At 71.7% G+C, this 20717-nt stretch carries 19 protein-coding genes; 12 read left to right on the top strand and 7 right to left on the bottom strand.

Annotation, left to right across the window (positions count from 1 at the left end):
• Nucleotides 1-5 precede the first annotated feature (5 nt).
• Both RUR_RS00800 and RUR_RS00795 read left to right on the top strand, forming a co-directional pair.
• Nucleotides 6-1004, top strand: coding sequence for a COX15/CtaA family protein (locus RUR_RS00800; protein WP_283132870.1), 999 nt, complete (start codon nt 6-8; stop codon nt 1002-1004).
• A gap of 71 nt (nt 1005-1075) precedes the next feature.
• Nucleotides 1076-1666 (top strand): SanA/YdcF family protein, encoded by a 591-nt coding sequence (locus RUR_RS00795; RefSeq protein WP_283132869.1) that lies wholly within the window; start codon nt 1076-1078, stop codon nt 1664-1666.
• A gap of 5 nt (nt 1667-1671) precedes the next feature.
• On the opposite strand, the gene RUR_RS00790 is transcribed toward RUR_RS00795, so the two are convergent.
• A complete protein-coding gene (locus tag RUR_RS00790) occupies nt 1672-2808 on the bottom strand; it encodes a PrsW family intramembrane metalloprotease (RefSeq protein WP_283132868.1) in 1137 nt (378 codons plus the stop codon).
• Between the two features lie 402 nt (nt 2809-3210).
• Here RUR_RS00790 and RUR_RS00785 point away from each other — a divergent pair, with 402 nt between their 5' ends.
• Nucleotides 3211-3558, top strand: coding sequence for a PASTA domain-containing protein (locus tag RUR_RS00785; RefSeq protein ID WP_283132867.1), 348 nt, complete (start codon nt 3211-3213; stop codon nt 3556-3558).
• Between the two features lie 52 nt (nt 3559-3610).
• Here the strand turns inward: RUR_RS00785 and RUR_RS00780 are convergent, their stop codons facing one another.
• Nucleotides 3611-4591 (bottom strand): heme o synthase, encoded by a 981-nt coding sequence (locus RUR_RS00780; RefSeq protein ID WP_283132866.1) that lies wholly within the window; start codon nt 4589-4591, stop codon nt 3611-3613.
• A 365-nt stretch (nt 4592-4956) separates the two neighbouring features.
• Here RUR_RS00780 and tkt point away from each other — a divergent pair, with 365 nt between their 5' ends.
• The 9 genes from tkt to RUR_RS00735 all read left to right on the top strand — a co-directional run bounded on the left by tkt (nt 4957) and on the right by RUR_RS00735 (nt 16139).
• Nucleotides 4957-6990, top strand: a complete 2034-nt coding sequence (gene tkt, locus RUR_RS00775; RefSeq protein ID WP_283132924.1) for a transketolase — start codon at nt 4957-4959, stop codon at nt 6988-6990.
• Nucleotides 6991-7107: 117 nt separating this feature from the next.
• The gene (tal, locus tag RUR_RS00770; RefSeq protein ID WP_283132865.1) at nt 7108-8238 is read left to right on the top strand and encodes a transaldolase; all 1131 of its coding nucleotides are present in this window, start codon (nt 7108-7110) and stop codon (nt 8236-8238) included.
• A 2-nt stretch (nt 8239-8240) separates the two neighbouring features.
• Complete coding sequence (locus RUR_RS00765; RefSeq protein ID WP_283132864.1) at nt 8241-9794, top strand: glucose-6-phosphate isomerase; 1554 nt, start codon at nt 8241-8243, stop codon at nt 9792-9794.
• Nucleotides 9791-11314, top strand: coding sequence for a glucose-6-phosphate dehydrogenase (zwf, locus tag RUR_RS00760; protein WP_283132863.1), 1524 nt, complete (start codon nt 9791-9793; stop codon nt 11312-11314). Before RUR_RS00765 ends, zwf begins: the two co-directional genes overlap by 4 nt.
• A gap of 23 nt (nt 11315-11337) precedes the next feature.
• Nucleotides 11338-12258, top strand: coding sequence for a glucose-6-phosphate dehydrogenase assembly protein OpcA (opcA, locus tag RUR_RS00755; protein ID WP_283132862.1), 921 nt, complete (start codon nt 11338-11340; stop codon nt 12256-12258).
• 70 nt (nt 12259-12328) lie between these two features.
• Nucleotides 12329-13087, top strand: coding sequence for a 6-phosphogluconolactonase (gene pgl, locus RUR_RS00750; protein WP_283132861.1), 759 nt, complete (start codon nt 12329-12331; stop codon nt 13085-13087).
• A gap of 62 nt (nt 13088-13149) precedes the next feature.
• The gene (locus RUR_RS00745) at nt 13150-13749 is read left to right on the top strand and encodes a Clp protease N-terminal domain-containing protein (RefSeq protein WP_283132860.1); all 600 of its coding nucleotides are present in this window, start codon (nt 13150-13152) and stop codon (nt 13747-13749) included.
• Between the two features lie 32 nt (nt 13750-13781).
• Nucleotides 13782-15416, top strand: coding sequence for an amidohydrolase (locus RUR_RS00740; RefSeq protein WP_283132859.1), 1635 nt, complete (start codon nt 13782-13784; stop codon nt 15414-15416).
• Between the two features lie 60 nt (nt 15417-15476).
• Nucleotides 15477-16139: a TetR/AcrR family transcriptional regulator gene (locus RUR_RS00735; RefSeq protein ID WP_283132858.1), complete on the top strand. Its 663-nt coding sequence runs from the start codon at nt 15477-15479 to the stop codon at nt 16137-16139.
• 63 nt (nt 16140-16202) lie between these two features.
• Here the strand turns inward: RUR_RS00735 and RUR_RS00730 are convergent, their stop codons facing one another.
• The 5 genes from RUR_RS00730 to RUR_RS00710 all read right to left on the bottom strand — a co-directional run bounded on the left by RUR_RS00730 (nt 16203) and on the right by RUR_RS00710 (nt 20682).
• Nucleotides 16203-17690, bottom strand: a complete 1488-nt coding sequence (locus RUR_RS00730; RefSeq protein WP_283132857.1) for a glycoside hydrolase family 3 protein — start codon at nt 17688-17690, stop codon at nt 16203-16205.
• 287 nt (nt 17691-17977) lie between these two features.
• Nucleotides 17978-18322 carry an RNA polymerase-binding protein RbpA gene (locus RUR_RS00725; protein ID WP_283132856.1) on the bottom strand — a complete coding sequence of 115 codons (345 nt, stop codon included), beginning with the start codon at nt 18320-18322 and terminating at the stop codon, nt 17978-17980.
• A 90-nt stretch (nt 18323-18412) separates the two neighbouring features.
• On the bottom strand, nt 18413-18643 hold the full coding sequence (gene secG / locus RUR_RS00720; protein ID WP_283132855.1) for a preprotein translocase subunit SecG: 231 nt from the start codon (nt 18641-18643) through the stop codon (nt 18413-18415).
• Between the two features lie 111 nt (nt 18644-18754).
• Nucleotides 18755-19528: a triose-phosphate isomerase gene (tpiA, locus tag RUR_RS00715; protein WP_283132854.1), complete on the bottom strand. Its 774-nt coding sequence runs from the start codon at nt 19526-19528 to the stop codon at nt 18755-18757.
• Nucleotides 19528-20682, bottom strand: coding sequence for a phosphoglycerate kinase (locus RUR_RS00710; RefSeq protein ID WP_283132923.1), 1155 nt, complete (start codon nt 20680-20682; stop codon nt 19528-19530). The genes tpiA and RUR_RS00710 overlap by 1 nt, the downstream gene beginning before the upstream one ends.
• Between the last annotated feature and the right edge of the window lie 35 nt (nt 20683-20717).

Here is a 20717-nt window from a genome sequence, read left to right as displayed (position 1 = left end):
AGAGCGTGCCCACCCTCACCCGCCTCGCCGCCCCCCTGGTCGCCCTCTGGCTCGCGATCCGATCCGCCGTGTGGAACCCCACCCCGCAGTCCATGCGCCGGATCGCCTTCTGGTCGATCGTGGTCAACGCCGGGATCACCGTCACGGGTGCCGTGGTGCGGGTCTCCAAGTCCGGCCTCGGCTGCCCCACCTGGCCCGGATGCACGGCCGACAGCTACATCCCCGTCGCCCACCCCGAGCATTCGCCGCTCAACATGGCGATCGAGTTCGGGAACCGGCTGCTCACCTTCGTCGTCCTCGCCTTCGCGGTGGCCGCCCTCATCGCCGCGCTCCGACTGGCCCCGCGCCGCCGTACCCTGGTCCGCCTGGCGTCCCTGCAGCCGCTCGGGGTCGCCGTCCAGGGGCTCTGGGGGGGTCTGGTGGTCGGCACCAACCTCAACCCGGTCACCGTGCAGATGCACTTCGTCTTCTCGATCGCTCTCATCGCGGCCTGCGTCGGGCTGTACGTCCGGGCCGGGGAAGGCGACGGGCCGCCCCGGCGGATCGTGCACCAGGACATCCGGCGCCTCGGACACGTCCTGGTCATCGCGGTCTTCGGCCTCCTCCTCGCGGGCACCGTCGTCACCGGCACCGGGCCGCACTCCGGCGACGAGCGGGCCTCCCGCTTCGACTTCGACATCGAGACCGTCGCCAGGATCCACGCCGACTTCGTCTGGGCCGTGGCCGGCCTCACCTTCGCCCTGCTCTTCGCGCTGCACGTGAGCAACGCGCCGGGCCGGGCGAGACAGGCGGCGTTCACCCTGTTCCTGGTGGAACTCAGCCAGGGGGTGATCGGGTACGTGCAGTACTTCACCGCGCTGCCCGCGTTCCTGGCCGGTCTGCACGTGCTCGGCGCGGTCCTGGTCTGGATCGCCACCCTGCGGGTGGTCTACCTGCTCAGAGAGCGCGACCCGGTCGAGGCGGCGGCACCGTCGCGCCCACTCGCGGAGGCGGTGTCCGGCTGAACCCCCGACGCGCCCGCCTCCGCCGCGCCTACCAGGCGTCGGCCGTCCTCAGCGCCCTCGCCCTCACCCCGATGACCTGGGCCTGGCTCACCGGTGCCGCGCACACCCGGCCGGCGGCCGCCGTCCCCGCCACCCCCGTCGCGCTCGTCCTCGGCGCGGGCATCCCGTACGGAACCCCCTCGCCGATGCTCGCCAGGCGGCTCGACCTGGCGGCCGACCTCTACCGGACCGGCAAGGTCCGCGCGATCCTGCTCTCCGGCGACAACGGCCGCAAGGACTACGACGAGCCCACCGTCATGCGCGACTACCTGACCGCCCGGGGCCTGCCCGCGCACAAGCTCGTCCTGGACTACGCGGGATTCGACACCTGGGACTCCTGCGTCCGGGCCCGGGAGGTCTTCGGCGCGCACCGCCTCACCGTGGTCTCCCAGAACTTCCACCTCCCCCGGGCCGTCGCGCTCTGCCGCGCCGCGGGCCTCGAGGCGTACGGCGTGGGCGACGACTCGGCGCGGGTGTGGCCGGAGCTCACGTACGGCTACGCGGCCCGGGAGTTCCTCGCCGCGGGCAAAGGCTTCCTCGACGCGGTGGTCCTCCGCTCCGAACCCCGGTTCCCCGGACCCCCGGAGACCACCCTGACGACGGCGCTGGCCTCCGCCCCCTGAGCCGCCTAGGCGACGTTCGGGAACGCGGCGCGGGCCACGGCCATCGCGTGGAGCAGACCGCTCTGCTGGACGGAGAAGCCCGGCGGGTCGACCACCTTGCGTTCGAGCCGCTGGTGGAGGAGGACCAGCTCGGTCGCGGCCTGCTGGTAGTCGCCCATCGCGCGGGCCGCCGCGACGCCGCCGTGCGCCCGGGCCCACTGCCGGGCCTCGCGCCGGGCCCGGAGCGAGGAGAGCATGAACAGGTCCACCGAGCCGACCAGCCCGGTGCCCTGGTAGGCGGGCATGTAACGGGCGATGAGCCGGAGCAGGCGGCGGCGCTCGGCGATGACGATCGCGATGAGCAGGACGAAGATGACCATCAGGATCAGATAGGCCGTGATGAGCCCGACGTATCCGGCGTAGGAGGCGAGCCCGTTCCAGAGTCCGTGCAGGATCATGGCGCCCGCCCAGCCCGCCGCGATCACCCAGATGCGGATCGGCCCATGACGCTGAGCCGCGTAGGCGACCGCGATGCCGATCAGGGAGGTGAAGAGCGGATGGGCGAACGGGGACAGCAGCCCGCGCAGGACCACGGTGACGGCCAGGTCGGCGGCCCCGGTGTTGAGGGCGGAGGCGTAGTAGCCGACGTTCTCGCTCATGGCGAAGCCGAGCCCCACCATCGAGGCGTAGATGATCCCGTCGGTGGGGCCGTCGAGTTCCTGGCGGCGGAAGCGGAGCATCCCCAGCAGGACCAGGCCCTTGAGGGTCTCCTCGACCACCGGCGCGCCGAAGGTGGCGGCCAGGCTGCGCGCCTGGGTGGGGTTCAAGTCGACCTCTTTGACGAGGTAGAGCAGCCCGAGGGTGTTGAGCAGCCCCGCCACCAGGACCGCGATCCCGGCGCCCCAGGCGAACGCGAAGATCAGATTCCCGCGCGGCTCGGGCTCCAGCCGGTCCAGGGCGAGGACCGCGGCGAGCAGCAGGGGCACCGGCGCCATGGCGAGCGCCAGCGCGATGGTGAAGTTGACCGCCCCGCCGTTGACCACGTCGAAGCCGAGCGAGACCAGCGCGCAGAGTCCGGCGACGACGAGACCGACGATCAGTCTCCGGCTCGGCCGGCGGGAGGGCTGCCCTTCGTCCAGCGCCCGAGATTCGGCTCTCGTCACCAGGCGAGCGTATCGGATACCTCTGACGCCATGCCCTTACGCCAAGGGGATTCTCTTGACTGAGAGGTATTTCACTCAGTCATGTTCTGCTGTGTCGGATGGGACTCGAGGTCCTGGGGAGGTGCGACGACGCGAACCTTCTCCACATACACCGCTGTCAACTGCGGAGAGCAGGCCCATCGCGATGTGACGCGAGGGGTTCCACCGCACGGGTACGGGCGGCGCCTGAGTCCGTACCGCCGGCGGGACCGGCCAGGCGAGGGGGGGACACCTCCGCCGGTGGCGGCGGGATATCGCCGGGTCGACCGTCCCGGCGGGCACCCGGCCGGTCTCGCGACAGCCACCGATAGCGAAAGTGTGCTATTGCTTGAAATTTCCGGACAGGTGTAACAACCATGGACGGTGCAGGAATCGCGGCCTCCCCCGAACGGCGAAGGACGGAAGCCCGGCAAGACGGAGGATCCCGACATCACGGTCCCGGACTTCCGCGGCATGCAGGCGCTGGACGCCTGGCTGGCCGGCCACGAGATCGGCCTGCTCCTCCAAGGTCCCGACCCCGACGGCCCCCAGCCGCTCACCCACGGCCGTGTGGTCGGCCAGCACCCCTTCCCCGGCACCCGGGTCCCCCGCTGGTCCGTGGTCACCGTCACCCTCCGCGACGACCCCGGCAACGCCGGCGTCCGCGAACCCCGCCGCCCGATTCCCCCCGCCGGCGCCATAGGCGCCGAAGCCCTGCCCGAGGCCCCCTGACGCCACGCCCGTCGAGAAGGCGCCGCGCACCCGGCCCGATCGGCCGGGAAGGTCAGGTCAGGAGGGCGTCGACGGCGACGCTGAGGAACAGCAGGGCCAGGTAGGCGTTGGACCAGTGGAAGAACCGCATCGGGCGGAGCGCGACGCCGGTGAGGCCGGCGCGGACCCGGAAGTGGAGGCGGTGGACCTCGACGAGGCAGATCGCGCCGAGCACCGCGGCGACGATCGGGTAGAAGAGGGTGGTGCCCGCGACCGGCCACAGCAGCAGGGAGCAGGCCACGGTCGCCCAGGTGTAGGCGATGCTCTCCAGAACCACCCGGCGGTCGCCGGCGACCACGGGGAGCATCGGTACGGCGGCCGCGGCGTAGTCCTCCCGGTACCGCATCGCCAGGGTCCAGGTGTGCGGCGGCGTCCAGAAGAAGACCACGCCGAACAGGATGAGCGGGGCCCAGTCGAGCCGGCCGGTGATCCCCGCCCAGCCGATCATGACGGGCATGCAGCCCGCGATGCCGCCCCAGACCACGTTCTGGGCGGTGCGGCGCTTGAGCACCATGGAGTAGACGAAGACGTAGAACAGGATCGCGGCGAGCGAGAGCCCGGCGGCGAGCCAGTTCACGGCGAGGCCGAGGCCGAGGGTGGAGAGCACCCCGAGGACGACGCCGAAGACCAGCGCGTTGCGCGGCTCGACCACGTCGCGGGCGAGCGGGCGGCGCCGGGTGCGGCGCATGGCCTTGTCGATGTCCCGGTCGATGTAGCAGTTGAGCACGTTGGCGCTGCCGGCCGAGAGGGTGCCGAAGACCAGGGTGGCGACGGCGGTGCCGAGCGGGGGGAGCCCGCGCGCGGCGAGGAACATCACCGGGAGCGTGGTGATGAGCAGCAGTTCGATGATCCGCGGCTTGGTCAGCGCGACGTAGGTGCGGACCGTGGCGCCGAACGACCGAGGCCCGACCGGCTCCGCGGCCGTCTCGGAGACCTGCTCCGAGCGACTCGCCGTGCCGACGGGGGTCGCGGGTCTGTTGGTGAGCACCGTCACGGGGCGTCCAATACGTGCGGGGTCAACGCGTAACCTCTGAAACGAGCGGTCCATGGAAGAGCGTGGCAGACGCCACGCTTGGAGAGTCACTGTAGTCGGCGAAGGGGTCGGATCCTGAACCGGGGCCGAACGGCCTTCCGGCGCCCTATGCCGATCTTGGCGAATGGGACCTTCCTGTGCCGCCTGCCCCATGTGAACCGACGGAACCGTTAAGGTCCGAGGTGGGGGAACACCGCAATGGCGCGAACCGTGCTTCGAAACCACAATCTAGATCCGGAGATCGAGAGTTGAGCAGCGAACTGGTGTCAGGCTTGGAGTGGACCGACCTCGACAGGCGTTCTGTCGACGTGGTCCGCGCTCTGGCGATGGATGCCGTCGAGAAGGCGGGCTCAGGCCATCCCGGCACCGCGATGAGCCTTGCCCCGGCCGCATACCTGCTATTCCAGCGAGTCATGCGTCACGACCCGTCCGACCCGAAGTGGGTGGGCCGTGACCGCTTCGTCCTGTCGTGCGGGCACTCCAGCCTCACCCTGTACATCCAGCTCTACCTGGCCGGGTACGGCCTGACGCTGGAGGACCTCAGCAGGCTGCGCCAGTGGGGCAGCGTCACCCCCGGGCACCCCGAGTACGGGCACACCGTCGGCGTGGAGACCACCACCGGGCCGCTCGGCCAGGGCATCGGCAACGCGGTCGGCATGGCCATGGCCGCCCGCCGCGAGCGCGGCCTGTTCGACCCCTCCGCGCCGGAGGGCGAGAGCCCGTTCGACCACATGATCTGGTGCGTCGCCTCCGACGGCGACATCGAGGAGGGCATCTCCCACGAGGTCAGCTCGCTCGCCGGCCACCAGCGCCTCGGCAACCTGGTCGTGATCTACGACAGCAACCACATCTCGATCGAGGACGACACCCAGATCGCGCTCTCCGAGGATGTGTCCGCGCGCTACGAGGCGTACGGCTGGCACGTGCAAAGCGTGGACTTCACCGCCACCGGGCGGTACGAGGAGGACGTGCAGGCGCTGTACGCGGCGCTGGAGGAGGCGCGGGCCGAGACCGACCGGCCGTCCCTGATCAAGCTCAGGACCATCATCGGCTGGCCCGCGCCGAACAAGCAGAACACCGGCAAGATCCACGGCTCTGCGCTCGGCGCCGAGGAGGTCGCCGCCACCAAGCGGGTCCTCGGGATGGACCCCACCAAGAGCTTCGACGTCCCCGACGAGGTGATCGAGCACACCCACCGCGCCGTCGCCCGGGGCAGGGCCGAGCGCGCCGAGTGGAATGTGGCCTTCGAGGCGTGGCGGGCGGCCCATCCGGACCGCGCGGCCGAGTTCGACCGGATCTCCCACCGGCACCTTCCCGCCGGCTGGACCGAGGCGTTCCCCCACTTCAAGGAGGGCGCGGACGTCGCCACCCGGAAGGCCTCCGGCGAGGTGCTGAGCGCGCTCGCGCCGGTCCTGCCCGAGCTGTGGGGCGGCTCCGCGGACCTGGCGGAGAGCAACAACACCACGATGAAGGGTGAGCCGTCGTTCATCCCGGAGGAGTTCCAGACCAAGGAGTTCCCGGGGAACCGGTACGGCCGGACGCTGCACTTCGGCATCCGCGAGCACGGGATGGGGGCGATCCTCAACGGCATCGCGCTGCACGGCGGCACCCGCCCGTACGGCGGCACCTTCCTGGTGTTCAGCGACTACATGCGCCCCGCGGTCCGGCTCGCCGCGCTGATGAAGCTGCCGGTGGTCTACGTCTGGACGCACGACTCGATCGGCCTGGGCGAGGACGGGCCGACCCACCAGCCGGTGGAGCACCTGTGGGCGCTCCGGGCGATCCCGGGCCTGGACGTGATCCGGCCGGCGGACGCGAACGAGACGGCGGCGGCCTGGCAGAAGGCGATCGAGCACGTCGACCGGCCGTCGGCGCTCTGCCTCACCCGGCAGAACCTGCCGACCTACGCCGGAACCGCAGATGTCGATAAAGTGGGACGTGGAGGATATGTCCTTGAGGACGCCTCGGACGGGCAGCCCTCGGTGATCCTCATCGCCACCGGCAGCGAGGTCCACCTCGCCCTGGCGGCCCGGGAGCGGCTGGAGGCCGAGGAGATCACCACCAGGGTCGTGTCCATGCCGTGCGTCGAATGGTTCCACGAGCAGGACATCGCCTACCGGCAGACGGTCCTGCCCCCCTCGGTCCGGGCCCGGGTCTCGGTGGAGGCCGGCGTCGCGCTGGGCTGGCGGGAGTTCGTCGGCGAGCACGGGGAATGCGTGAGCCTGGAGCACTTCGGCGCCTCCGCTCCGCAGGCGACCCTGTTCGAGCAGTTCGGCTTCACCGCGGACCGCATCGTGGCCGCCGCGAAGGCGAGTCTGGCCGCACTCGGGACGGATAAGGGCGAGACAACCGGAAACTGAACAAAGTAGCGACGACCAAGCGGCCGGCGTGACCGCCTCACGCCGGCCGGAGATCACTGCAGCGGCCGAGCCGGCCTCCGTCGGCCCGGCCCGGCCGCGGGGAACTGAGGACCTACGATGAGCGACAACCTGAAGCGTCTCTCCGACGAGGGCGTGTCCATCTGGCTCGACGACATCAGCCGGGAGCGGTTGCGCAGCGGCAACCTCGACGAGCTGATCTCCAAAAGGCACGTCGTCGGGGTCACGTCCAACCCCACCATCTTCGCCAAGGCGCTGAGCTCCGGCGACGCCTACGACGCACAGCTGCACGAGCTCCGGCTCGCCGGGGCGACCGTGGAGGAGGCGGTCCGCGCGATCACCACGCACGACATCCGCGAGGCGTGCGACGTGCTCCGCCACGTCTACGACGCCACAGGCGGGGTCGACGGGCGGGTGTCCATCGAGGTCGATCCGAGGCTGGCCCGCGACACCGCGGCGACGGTGGCCGAGGCGCGCGCCCTGTGGGCGGCCGTGGACCGGCCCAACCTGTTCATCAAGATCCCGGCGACGGCCGAGGGCCTGCCCGCGATCAGCGCCGTACTGGCCGAGGGCATCAGCGTCAACGTCACGCTGATCTTCTCCCTGGAGCGGTACGGGGCCGTGATCGACGCCTTCCTGGACGGCCTGGAGCGGGCGAAGGCGAACGGGGTCGACCTCACCGTGCTGGCCTCGGTCGCCTCGTTCTTCGTCAGCCGGGTCGACACCGAGGTGGACAAGCGCCTCAAGGCGATCGTGGAGGGCTTCGCCGCGCCGAGCCCGCGCACCGTTCAGGTGCGGACGCTGCGCGGCAAGGCCGCGGTGGCCAACGCGCGCCTGGCCTTCGAACTGTACGAGGAGCGGTTCTCCACACCGCGCTGGACGGCGCTGGCGGAGGCGGGGGCCCGTCCGCAGCGTCCGCTCTGGGCGTCGACCGGCGTCAAGGACCCGGCCTACCGGGACACCATGTACGTGGACGACCTGGTGGTGCGGGGCACCGTCAACACCATGCCGGAGCCGACGATCGACGCGGTTGCCGACCACGGCCAGATCACCGGCGACACGGTGCACGGCACCTACGAGCAGTCCCGACAGGTCCTCGCCGACCTGGAGGCCCTGGGCGTCTCCTACGCCGACGTGGTGCGGGTCCTGGAGGACGAGGGCGTCGACAAGTTCGAGGTCTCGTGGAAAGAGCTGCTCGACACCGTCTCCTCGGAGCTGGAGAAGGCCTGACCATGGTCGAGATCAACATCGGTGACGCGGACCTGGCGGAGGGCGCCGCGAAGGCCGTAGGGCGACTCGCCGCCGACGGGGTGCCGTCGGCCCTCGCCGCCGGGGATCCGACGCTGTGGGGTCCGGCGGCCCAAGCGGAGGCCGCGATCCGGCTCGGCTGGATCGACCTCGCGCAGACCTCGCGCGACCTGCTGCCGGTGCTCGACCGGGTGAAGGAGGCCAATCGCGGGCTGGACCACGTGGTCCTGTCCGGGATGGGGGGTTCCTCCCTGGCCCCCGAGGTGATCTGCGCCACCGAGGGCGTCCCCCTCACCGTGGTCGACACCACCGACCCGGGGCAGGTACGGCGTGCGCTGGCCGACCGCCTGGACCGCACGGTCCTGGTCGTCTCCAGCAAGAGCGGCGGGACCGTCGAGACCGACAGCCACCGGCGGATCTACGAGCAGGCGTTCCGCGACGCGGGGATCGACCCCGCGGACCGCATCGTGGTGGTCACGGACCCGGGTTCCCCCTTGGAGGAGGAGGCCGAGCGGGCCGGCTACCTGGTCGTGCTCGCCGACCCAAACGTCGGCGGGCGCTACAGCGCGCTCACCGCGTTCGGGCTGGTGCCGAGCGCCCTCGCCGGGGCCGACGTCGCGCGGCTGCTCGACGAGGCGGCCGCCGTACACGCCACCCTGGGCCGGGACGAGGACAACCCGGCCCTGACGCTCGGCGCGGCGCTCGGCGCGTCCGCCCTCGCGGGGCGGGACAAGCTGGTCCTGGCCGACGCGGGGTCGGGCATCACCGGGCTCGGCGACTGGGTCGAGCAGCTCATCGCCGAATCCACCGGAAAGCAGGGCCGGGGGCTGCTCCCCGTGGTCGTGGAGTCGGCCTCCGCGTTCACCGGGGCGCCGGACGCGCTGGAGACCACGATCGGCCGGTCGGCGTCCCCGTTGAGCGTCTCCGGACCGCTCGGCGCACAGTTCCTCGCGTGGGAGTACGCCACCGCGGTGGCGGGGCGGATGCTCGGCATCGACCCCTTCGACCAGCCCAACGTCGCCGAGTCCAAGGAGAACACCGCGCGCCTGCTGGAGTCCGGCTTCCCGGAGGAGGAGCCGGTGCTGACCGACGGGCCCGTCCAGGTGTTCGGGTACGACGGGGACCTCTCCGGCGGACTGCCCGGTGTGCTGCGCGGATTGCTCGGCGCGATCCCCGAACACGGCTACCTGGCGATCATGGCCTATCTCGACCGGCAGGGGGACGCCCAAGCGGCCCGGCTTCGTGCGGCGTTCGCCGACCGCACCCCGCACGCGGTCACCTTCGGGTGGGGGCCCCGGTTCCTCCACTCCACCGGCCAGTACCACAAGGGCGGCCCGCAGAACGGGGTCTTCCTGCAGATCACGGGGGCCGTCGCCGACGACCTGCCGGTACCCGGCCGGCCGTTCACCCTCGGCCGGCTCCAGACGGCCCAGGCCCTGGGGGACCTCGGCGCGCTGCGCGAGCGCGGGCGCCCCGCGGTCCGGCTGCACCTCACCGACCGGGCCGCAGGCCTCGCGCGACTGCTGGAGGCACTGTGACCGTGGAGAACCCGCTCCGAGACCCGCGGGACAAGCGGCTCCCGCGGGTCGCCGGGCCGTCGGTGCTGGTGCTCTTCGGGGTCACCGGCGACCTGGCCCGCCGCAAGCTGCTCCCCGCCATCTACGACCTGGCCAACCGGGGGCTGCTGCCCCCGGGTTTCTCCCTCGTCGGCTTCGCCCGGCGGGAGTGGGCCGACGAGGACTTCGCCCAGGTCACCCATGACGCGGTGAAGGAGCACGCCCGCACCCCCTTCCGGGAGGAGGTGTGGCGTCAGCTCAGCGAGGGCATCCGCTTCTGCCAGGGCGAGTTCACCGACGACGCCGCTTTCGAGGATCTGGCGACGGCGCTTCATGAGATCGACCGGACCCGGGGCACCGGGGGCAACTACGCCTTCTACCTGTCGGTCCCGCCGAAGTTCTTCCCGCTCGTCGTCCAGCAGCTGCGCCGGGTCGGCCTCGCCGACGCCCCGGAGGGATCCTGGCGGCGCGTGGTCATCGAGAAGCCGTTCGGGCACGACCTGGCGAGCGCCCAGGAGCTCAACGCGATCACCAGCGCGGTCTTCCCCGAGACGTCGGTCTTCCGGATCGACCACTACCTCGGCAAGGAGACGGTCCAGAACATCCTCGCGCTGCGCTTCGCCAACACGCTCTTCGAGCCGATCTGGAACCGGCAGTACGTCGACCACGTGCAGATCACCATGGCGGAGGACATCGGGATCGGCGGCCGGGCCGGCTACTACGACGGCATCGGCGCCGCCCGCGACGTGATCCAGAACCACCTCCTGCAGCTGCTCGCGCTCACCGCGATGGAGGACCCGGTCTCCTTCGACGCGAGCTCGCTCCGGCGGGAGAAGGAGAAGGTCCTCAAAGCCGTCCGGCTCCCCGACGACCTCGCGCTCTCCACCGCCCGGGGACAGTACGGGCCGGGATGGCAGGGCGGGGTGCCCGTCCCCGGCTTCCTGGAGGAGGACGGCATCCCGCCCGACTCCGTCACCGAGACCTATGCGGCGATCAAGCTGGAGGTGGCCAACCGGCGGTGGGCCGGGGTCCCCTTCTACCTGCGGACCGGCAAGCGCCTGAGCCGGCGGGTGACCGAGGTGGCGGTGGTCTTCCAGCGCGCCCCGCACCTGCCCTTCACCCAGACCGAGACCGAGATCCTCGGCCAGAACGCCCTCGTCATCCGGGTTCAGCCGGACGAGGGGGTGACGGTGCGGTTCGGGTCGAAGGTGCCCGGCACCGCGATGGAGGTGCGCGACGTCTCGATGGACTTCGCCTACGGCGAGTCGTTCATCGAGTCCTCCCCCGAGGCGTACGAACGCCTGCTCCTGGACGTCCTCGTCGGCGACCCGCCGCTCTTCCCCCACCAGCGGGAGGTCGAGCTGTCCTGGCGGATCCTGGACCCGATCGAGGAGTTCTGGGCGAAGAACGGGCGGCCCGACGCCTACCCGGCGGGTACCTGGGGTCCCCGCTCCGCGGACGAGATGATGTCCCGCGACGGCCGGGCCTGGCGGAGGCTTTAGAGCATGGGCGAACTGGAGACACCGTGACCAACATCGGGCTGACCGACACGACCGCGTCCGCCATCTCCGCGCACCTCACCCAGATCCGGCATCGGATGGGTGCGCCGGCCGTCGGAATGGTCCTCACCCTCGTCGTGCTGTGCGACGAGGCGGACCACTACGACGCGGTGCAGGCCGCCACCGGCGCGGCCAGGGAACACCCCTCACGCATCCTGGTGGTCATCCCGCGGCGGCGGGGCGAGGAGACCCGGCTGGACGCCGAGATCCGTACCGGGGAGTCCGCGCCGGGCGAGGTGGTGCTGCTCCGGCTCTACGGGGAGCTCGTCAACCACGCCGACTCGGTGGTGGCCCCCCTGCTCCTGCCGGACACCCCCGTCGTCGCCTGGTGGCCGGGCGAGGCGCCTGCCGTGCCCGGCGCCGACGCGGTCGGGGCGCTCGCGCAGCGCCGGATCACCGACGCGGCGGCCTGCCCGGACCCGCGTGCCGCCATCGCCTCCCGGGCGCCCGGCTACACCCCCGGCGACACCGATCTGGCCTGGACCCGCCTCACCCGGTGGCGCAGCCTGCTCGCCGCCGCGTTCGACCTGCCGACCGCCCCGGTCGTCGCCGGTGTGGTCGAGGCCGAGGCGGACAATCCCAGCGCCCCGCTGCTGGCCGGCTGGCTGACCGAACGGCTCGCCGTCCCCGTCGAGACGGCCGTCTCGACGGGGCCCGGCATCTCCGCGGTACGGCTCACCCTGGCGGACGGCGAGGTGAGGATCTCCCGCCGGCCGCACACCCGGCTCGCCCAGCTCACCCGGCCGGACCAGCCGGAGCGGACGGTCGCCCTGGCCCGGCGGCCCACCGCCGACCTCCTCGCCGAGGAGCTGCGGCGGCTCGACCCCGACGAGATCTACGCGGTGGCCGTCGCCCGGCTCCCGCGCCCCGATCGGGACCCCGCCTGACGCCGGCGACCGCGCCGCGGGCCGTACCGCGTATCCGCCTGAAGACCCCGATGAGAGAGAGAACCGGTTCGTGACCGCTCCGTCCGTCGTCGTCCACCGCGACGCCGATCTGCTGGCCAAGGCCACCGCCGCCCGATTGATCACGCGGATCCTGGACCTCCAGGCCGAGCGGGGTTTCGCCTCGGTGGTCCTCACCGGAGGCGGCGTGGGGATCGCCGTCCTGGCCGAGGTCGCGGCCTCGCCGCTGCGGGACGCGGTGGACTGGCGGCGGCTGGCGGTCTGGTGGGGCGACGAACGGTACCTGCCGAGCGGGGACGTGGAGCGCAACGAGACCGGCGCGCGCCGGGCGCTCCTGGACCACGTGGACCTGGACCCGGCCCGGGTGCACGCCATGCCCTCGACCGATTCGGGCCTGTCGCCCGAGGACGCCGCGGCGGCCTACGCCGAGGAGCTCCGCCAGGCGGCCGGGCCGGTCCCCTCGTTCGACGTGCTCATGCTGGGGATGGGTCCCGACGCCCATGTGGCCTCGCTCTTCCCCGGTACGCCCGCCACCCACGACCAGCGGCCCGTGGTGGCGGTGCACGACGCGCCCAAGCCCCCGCCGACCCGGATCTCCCTCGGTTTCGCCTCGATCCAGGCCGCCCAGGAGGTCTGGATCATCGCCGCGGGGGCGGAGAAGGCGGAGGCGGTACGGCTGGCGCTGGCCGACTCCGGGCCGGCCCAGGTGCCCGCGTCCGGGGCCCGGGGCCGGCGCGCGACCCGGTTCCTGCTCGATCGGGCCGCCGCCGGAGAGCTCCCCCCGTCCTTTGCCGAATCCCCGGCGCCGTAGCACGCGCGTAACCGCCGTCCGTCGCACAAGATGGAGCTCTCAACCCCTCCTCGGGAGGCTCCATGTTCGAACGGTTCACCGACCAGGCCCGCCGCGTCGTGGTCCTCGCCCAAGAGGAGGCCCGGCAGTACGGGCACACCTACATCGGGACCGAGCACCTGCTGCTCGGCATCCTCGCCGACGCGCCCACCCCCGTCACCGAGGTCCTGAGCGCGGCGGGCGCGGACCCGGCCGCCATCCGGTCCGCGATCGCGGGCGAGGTCGGTGCGGGCGACCACCCGCCGGCCGGACACATCCCCTTCGCGCCGCGGGCGAAGAAAGTGCTCGAGCTCTCCCTTCGCGAAGCCCTGCACCTCGGCCACAATCACATCGGCGTCGAGCACATCCTGCTCGGCCTGATCCAGGAGCGGGAGGGGCTGGCCGCCCAGGTGCTGCGCCGGCTCACCGGTGCTCCGGAGGCACTCCGCGAGCGGATCGTCGAGGCGGCGCGGAACGGGGCGGCGGCCGGGACCGAGGACCCCCGGGTCCGGGTCACCGGCGTGGTGCGCCCGTACAGCATGGCCGACGTCGTCGAACGCCTCGACCGGCTGCAGGAGTCCGTCGCCCGGCTGGAGCGCCGCTTGGACGCCATGGGCGTTCCCCCGGACGCCGAGGCCGGGTGAGGCCTCGTTTCGATCTTGCGGGAGGATGAGGCATGCGCTCCGTGATCTTCCAGGGTGGACGCGTGTTCACCGCCGACCCCTCCCGCCCGTTCGCCGAGGCCGTCCTGGTGTCCGGCGGCCGAATCGCCGCCGTGGGCGGCGCCGCCGAGGTGACCCGGGCGGCACCGGCCCGGACCGAGACCGTCGACCTCGACGGCGGCCTGCTCATCCCCGGATTCACGGACGCCCACATCCACCCGGTGCAGGCCGGGCTGGAACGCTCCCGGTGCGACCTCGCGGAGGACTACGGGGTCGACGCCTATCTGAGCCGCATCCGCCGCTACGCCGACGCGCACCCGGACCGGAGCTGGATCGACGGGGGCGGCTGGGACATGTCCGCCTTCCCGGGCGGACTCCCCCACCGCTCGCAGCTCGACGCGGTCGTCCCCGACCGCCCCGTCTACCTGATCCAGCGCGACCACCACGCCGCCTGGGTCAACACCCGCGCCCTGGAACTGGCGGGGATCGACGCCGGCACCCCCGACCCCGCCGACGGCCGGATCGAGCGCGACCCCGACGGCACCCCGAGCGGCGTCCTGCACGAAGGCGCGATGGACCTGGTGGGCCTGCTCACCCCGCGGCCCACCCGCGCCGACGCCGAGGCCGCGCTCATGGACGCGCAGCGCCACCTGTTCTCCCTGGGCGTCACCGGCTGGCAGGACGCGATCGTCGGCTCCTACGCCGGCTCCGACGACCAGCTCCCGGTGTACCTCGCCGCCGCCGAGTCGGGGCGGCTCCGGGCCCGGGTCGTCGGCGCCCTCTGGTGGGACCGGGCCCGGGGCGCCGAGCAGATCGAGGAGCTGGAGCACCGGCGTTCCCTCGCCCCCGCGGGCGGACGTTTCCAGGCCACCTCGGTGAAGATCATGCAGGACGGCATCCCGGAGAACTTCACCGCCGGGATGATCGAGCCGTATTGCGAATGCGCCCCGCCGAACACCGGACTGTCCTACGTCGACCCCGCCGAACTCCGCTCGCATGTGACCGAGCTCGACCGGCGCGGCTTCCAGGTGCACTTCCACGCGATCGGCGACCGGGCCGTCCGGGAGTCGCTGGACGCGCTCCAGGCGGCCCGGGACGCGGGCGGCACCGGCGAGGCACGGCACCACATCGCGCACGTCCAGATCATCCACCCGGACGACGTGCCGAGGTTCGCCGCCCTCGGCGTCGCGGCCAACATCCAGCCGCTCTGGGCCACCCACCACGCCCAGATGGACGAGCTGTGCATCCCCTTCCTCGGCCCCGAGCGGACGGCGTGGCAGTACCCGTTCGCCGACCTGCTCCGGCACGGGACGCACCTGGCGGCCGGAAGCGACTGGCCGGTGTCGTCCGCCGACCCGATCCAGGGCATCCACGTCGCGGTCAACCGGACCGAACCGGCCGGTTCGGTGCACGCGTCCTACCCGACCGCCGCGGTGCCCTTCCTCCCCGGGCAGCGACTGGAGCTGGCGACCGCGCTCACCGCCTACACGGCCGGGTCGGCGTGGCTCAACCGCTCCCCCGCGGGGGTCATCGCCGCCGGGCGCCCCGCCGACCTGGCCGTCCTCGACCGTGACCTCTTCGAACTGGACCCCGCCGAGATCTGCACCGCCAAGGTGTCGATGACCTTCGTCGACGGCGAGCCCGTCTGACCCCATACCGGATATTCCACGGCAGCCGCGTGCCGCGGACCCACGCCGTATGATCACTGGGTGCCGAAAAAAGCGACGATTCCTCCGACTTCGGAGGACTCCGGCTCCAAATCCGCCCGAACCCGTGAGCGCATCCTCGATGCGACGGCGCATGTGCTCAGTAGGAAGGGCTACTCCGGGACGCGCCTCGGAGACATCGCCGAACAGGCGCAGATCCAGGCACCCGCCATCTACTACTACTTCGGGTCGCGGGAGGAGCTGATCGAGGAGGTCATGTGGACCGGGGTCCACCGCCTGCGCGAGCATGTGACCGACGTCCTCGACGGCCTGCACCCCGAGACCGAGGCGATGGACCGGATCTGCGCCGCCGTCGAAGCCCATCTCCACGTCGAGCTGGAGCTGTCGGACTTCGCGACCGCCGCGATCAGGAACTCGGGCCAGGTCCCCGAAGACCTCCGCGCCCGCCAGCTCGCCGAGGAAGCCGAGTACGGCGCCCTGTGGGCCCAGCTCATCGGCGACCTCGACGCCGCGGGCGGGCTCCGCGCCGAACTCGACCCGCGGATCGCCCAGCTTCTGGTGCTCGGCGCCCTCAACTGGGCCGCGGAGTGGTGGAACCCCGAAGAGGGGTCCTTCGACACCATCAGCACGACCGCGATATCCCTGGTCAGGCATGGGCTCAGCGGCCACTCCCGGCTCATCCCCGGCGACGGGCCGACCGGCTGACCCCGGACACGGTCGAGCCGGGGTGGGGAGACCCCACCCCGGCTCATCCGGTGGAGGAGACGGCTACCAGGTCCGCTCGGGGGTGATCGCCCCGGTGAGGACCTCCGCCGCCACCTGACCGCAGACCCGGGCGGCGCCGTAGGTCGCGATGTGCACCGCGCCCTGGCCCGCCTTGCGGGGCAGCCCCATCTCCACCACGATCGCGTCCTGACGGGAGCGGAGCAGGAACTCCAGCGCCGCCTCCATCCAGTCGAACCGGTGCACGTCCCGGACGACCACCACGAGCGGACGTCCGGCGGCCGGGGTCAGGGCGACCTCGGTCAGCTTGCCGGCGTCGACCTGACCGGCGTGCAGGCGCACCGAGGTCGTCCCCTCCATCAGCGCGGCGAGCGGCTCGGCTACCCCCCAGCGGGTGCCCCGGTCGATGGCGAGGCTCATCACCGGGACCAGCTCCACCACGTGCGGGGCGGTGGGCAGCGGAAGGAAGGCGGATCCCGGGTGGGTGACCACCCGCAGGGCGCGCCGTGCGGCCGCCAGCCCCACCGGGACCGACCCGTTCTGCGACGCGGGCACATGCACCGCGTCCCGGACGGCCTGGGCGTGCCAATCGGCGAGTTCCTTCACCCGGCGGGCCGCGTCGGCGAGGCGCTCCTCGGGCAGCCACCCCTCCACCACCGCGTCGGCGATGGCGTCCCGGAGCGCGGTCGCCGTACCCTCGTCGCTGTGCTCGCCGCCGACGCACACCAGGTCGGCGCCGGCCGCGATGGCCCGGGCGCCGCCGCCGGCGATCCCGTAGGCCGCCGCGATCGCCGCCATCTCGATGCCGTCGGTGATGATGAGCCCGTCGAAGCCCATCTCCTCCCGGAGGAGCTGGAGCATGATCCGCGGGCTGAGCGTCGCCGGGGTGTCCGGGTCGAAGGCGGGGACGACCAGGTGGCCGCTCATGATGGTGCGGACGCCCGCCTCGATCGCGGCGCGGAACGGGAGCAGGGCGACTTCCTCCAGCTCCTCGCGGGAGGCGGTGACCTTGGGCACGGTGTGGTGGGAGTCCACGGAGGTGTCGCCGTGACCGGGGAAGTGCTTGGCGCACGCGGCCACACCCGCCGACTGCAGCCCGCGCACCCACGCGGCGACGTGCCGGGCGACCAGGTCGGGGTTGGGTCCGAAGGACCGCAGGCCGATGACCGGGTTGTCGGGGTTGGAGTTCACGTCGGCGGAGGGCGCGAAGTTGACGGTCAGACCGACCTGCGCGAGGTCCCTGCCGAGGTCACGGGCGATGGACTCGGTGAGGTCGAGGTCGTCGACGACGCCGAGCGCGTAACTTCCGGGGCGTGAGCTGCCGTGGGACGCCTCCAGCCGGGTGACCTCGCCCGACTCCTCGTCCACGCCGATGATCACATCGGGGTTCTCCGCGCGGAGTTCGGCGATGAGTGCGGCGGACTGCGGGAGACCGGCGATGTTGCGGGTGAACAGCGTCACGCCGCCGAGGCCCTCGCCCAGCCGGCGGCGTACCCAGTCGGGGGGAGTGATGCCCTCGAACCCTGGCTGCACAACGTTATCGGCAAGGCGCAGCAACTCGGGGCTACGGTTACCCGCGCGTCGGCCAGCGTCCACGGAACACCTGCTTTCTCCAACTTTTTCATGACAAGGTCGCGTGAGGGATCGCTCACCCGGGCCGGAGTGCGGTTCCTCGGCGTGACGTCCACTCAGCCCCGAAATCTAATAGGAAACTTTCCTATTTTCTAGGGGTCGCCAAAACTTGGTCATGACAAGGGAGTCAGCGAAATGAAAAGGCCCGGTCATCCCCGAACCGGGGTGACCGGGCCTGTCACTCTGCGTCAGTAAAGCGGGCGCGCGTTGCGCAGGCGCTCCAAGGCCTCCGCGAGGATCTGGGCCCCGTCCGCGTCGCTCCGGCGCTCCTTCACATAGGCGAGGTGCGTCTTGTAGGGCTCGTTGCGCGGCGGCGCCGGCGGGTTGTCCTGGTCCTGCCCCGCGGGGAACCCGCAACGCGGGCAGTCCCAGAACTCCGGGATCGCGGCATCGCTGGCGAAGCTGGGCCGAGTCTCGTGCAGGTTCGCGCACCAGAATGCCACCTTGACGCGAGGAGCCGCTTCCCCTCGCTCAGCCTCTCCCATCGGGCCCGCGCCGACGCGGCTTCCACGAATGGCGTTACCACTACCCACGGAACAACTCCTCGCAAGGTCCGCCCCACTCGCGTGGGGCGACCGGTGAACAACAACGTCGGCCACCGCGGTGGCCGGGGACAGGAGCACTCAGGGCTTGAGCACCAAGCCGAGGGCGATGATGCAGACGAACCAGACCACGCCCGTGATGATCGTGAGCCGGTCCAGGTTCCGTTCCACGACCGAGGACGAGCCGAACGAGGAGGAGAACCCTCCGCCGAACAGGTCCGACAGGCCACCGCCCTTGCCCTTGTGCAGCAGCACGAGCAGGATCATGATCGCGCTCGCCAGCATCAGTGCGATGGAGATTCCGATAATCACCGTTGACCAGTTTCCCTAGCAGCCAGTGGTTGCGTGACGATTCAAGCTTGCCTTATGAGCGTACGGCCTCGCGCCCATACGTGCTGCTCGAACCTCGTACTCTAAGGCAGTTTAAGCGCCAAAGCGGCAAATCTTGACGAATTCCTCAGGATCAAGGCTCGCCCCGCCGACAAGAGCCCCGTCCACGTCCGGCTGAGCCATGATGCCCGCGATGTTGTCCGACTTGACCGACCCTCCATAGAGGATACGTACTCGCTCGGCCAGCTCGGCCGTATAGAGGCTGGCGAGTCGCCCGCGGATCGCCCCGCAGACCTCCTGGGCGTCCTCGGGGGTCGCCACCTCGCCGGTTCCGATCGCCCAGACCGGCTCGTAGGCCACCACGATCTTCTTGGCGTGGTCGGCCGAGACTCCGGCCAGGGCGCCGTCGACCTGGGCGAGGGTGTGGGCCACCTGTCCGCCGGCCTTCCGGACGTCCAGCCCCTCCCCGACGCACAGGATCGGCGTCAGGCCGTGCCCGAAGGCCGCCTTCACCTTGGCGTTGACCAGGGCGTCGTCCTCGCGGTGGTACTGGCGCCGCTCCGAATGCCCCACGGCCGCATACGTGCAGCCGAGCTTGGCCAGCATCGACGCCGAGATCTCGCCGGTGTAGGCGCCCTTCTCGAACGCGGAGACGTCCTGCGCCCCGTACACCAGGTGCAGCTTGTCCGCGTCGATCAGGGTCTGCACGCTGCGCAGGTCGGTGAAGGGCGGCAGCACCGCCACCTCCACCGCCTCGTAGTCCCGCGCGTTCAAGCCGAAGGCGAGCTTCTGGACGAGGGCGATGGCCTCAAGATGATTCTTGTTCATCTTCCAGTTGCCGGCCATGAGCGGCTTACGAACCGCCATCATGCCTCCAAGGCGGACAGGCCGGGCAGGGTCTTGCCTTCGAGGTACTCAAGGCTCGCGCCCCCACCCGTCGAAATGTGAGAAAAACCATCCTCGGGCAGACCGAGGGCGCGTACGGCCGCCGCCGAATCCCCTCCGCCGACCACCGTCAGCGCGTCCGACTTCACCAGCGCCTCGGCGACCACCCGGGTGCCGTTGGCGAACGCGTCGAACTCGAACACGCCCATCGGCCCGTTCCAGAAGACGGTACGGGCGTCCGCCAGCCGCTCCGCGAAGAGCGCGGCGGTACGCGGGCCGATGTCCAGCCCCATCCAGCCGTCCGGAATGGCGTCGACGTCCACGACCCGGTGGTCGGCGTCCGCGGCAAACCGGTCGGCCACCACCGTGTCCACCGGCAGCACGATCTTGCCGGACGCCAGGAACTCCCGGCACCGGTCGATCTGATCGGCCTCCAGCAGCGACGACCCCGTCCCGTGGCCCTGCGCCGCCAGGAAGGTGAACATCATCCCGCCGCCGACCAGCAGCAGGTCCACCCGGTCCAGCAGGCTGGCGATCACACCCAGCTTGTCGCTGACCTTGGCCCCGCCCAGGACCACGGCGTACGGCCGCGCCGGGTCCTCGGTGAGCCGGCGCAGCACCTCGACCTCGGCGAGGACCAGCCCGCCCGCGGCGTGCGGCAACCGCCGCGGCACGTCGTACACCGACGCGTGCTTGCGGTGCACCGCCCCGAAGCCGTCGCCGACGTACAGCTCGGCCAGGCCCGCCAGCCGATCGGCGAAGGCGGCCCGCTCGGCGTCGTCCTTGCTCGTCTCGCCCGGCTCGAACCTCAGGTTCTCCAGGAGCGCCACCTCGCCGTCGGCCAGCCCGGCCGCGGCCGCCCGCGCCGACTCGCCCGCCGTGTCGGCGGCGAGCCGCACGGGCCGGCCGAGCAGCTCCGCGAGCCGCTCGGCCACCGGCGCCAAGGACAGCTCCGGCTTGACCTCGCCCTTGGGGCGGCCGAGGTGTGCACAGACGATCACACGGGCGCCGCGCTCGCTCAGCGCCCGGATCGTGGGCAGGGACGCCTTGATCCTGCCGTCGTCGGTGATCTCACCCTGGGAGAGGGGGACGTTGAGGTCGGCGCGCACCAGAACGCGCCGGCCCGCCACATCCATGTCGTCGATCCCCCGAACGCTCACCGTGGTCCTTC

This window comes from Rhizohabitans arisaemae (genome assembly GCF_025996515.1).
GTDB classification, from domain to species: Bacteria; Actinomycetota; Actinomycetes; order Streptosporangiales; family Streptosporangiaceae; genus Rhizohabitans; species Rhizohabitans arisaemae.
The sequence above is the reverse complement of the archived record's forward strand: the minus strand, read 5'-3'. Positions and strand labels throughout refer to the sequence as shown.

Excerpts from the sequence above, each read along its gene's own strand:
- RUR_RS00795 (WP_283132869.1), top strand. The coding sequence starts at position 1,076 with ATGACCTGGGCCTGGCTCACCGGTGCCGCGCACACCCGGCCGGCGGCC.
- tkt (WP_283132924.1), top strand. The coding sequence starts at position 4,957 with ATGGATGCCGTCGAGAAGGCGGGCTCAGGCCATCCCGGCACCGCGATG.
- tal (WP_283132865.1), top strand. The coding sequence starts at position 7,108 with ATGAGCGACAACCTGAAGCGTCTCTCCGACGAGGGCGTGTCCATCTGG.
- RUR_RS00765 (WP_283132864.1), top strand. The coding sequence starts at position 8,241 with ATGGTCGAGATCAACATCGGTGACGCGGACCTGGCGGAGGGCGCCGCG.
- RUR_RS00745 (WP_283132860.1), top strand. The coding sequence starts at position 13,150 with ATGTTCGAACGGTTCACCGACCAGGCCCGCCGCGTCGTGGTCCTCGCC.
- RUR_RS00740 (WP_283132859.1), top strand. The coding sequence starts at position 13,782 with ATGCGCTCCGTGATCTTCCAGGGTGGACGCGTGTTCACCGCCGACCCC.
- tpiA (WP_283132854.1), bottom strand. The coding sequence starts at position 19,528 with ATGGCGGTTCGTAAGCCGCTCATGGCCGGCAACTGGAAGATGAACAAG.
- RUR_RS00710 (WP_283132923.1), bottom strand. The coding sequence starts at position 20,682 with ATGGATGTGGCGGGCCGGCGCGTTCTGGTGCGCGCCGACCTCAACGTC.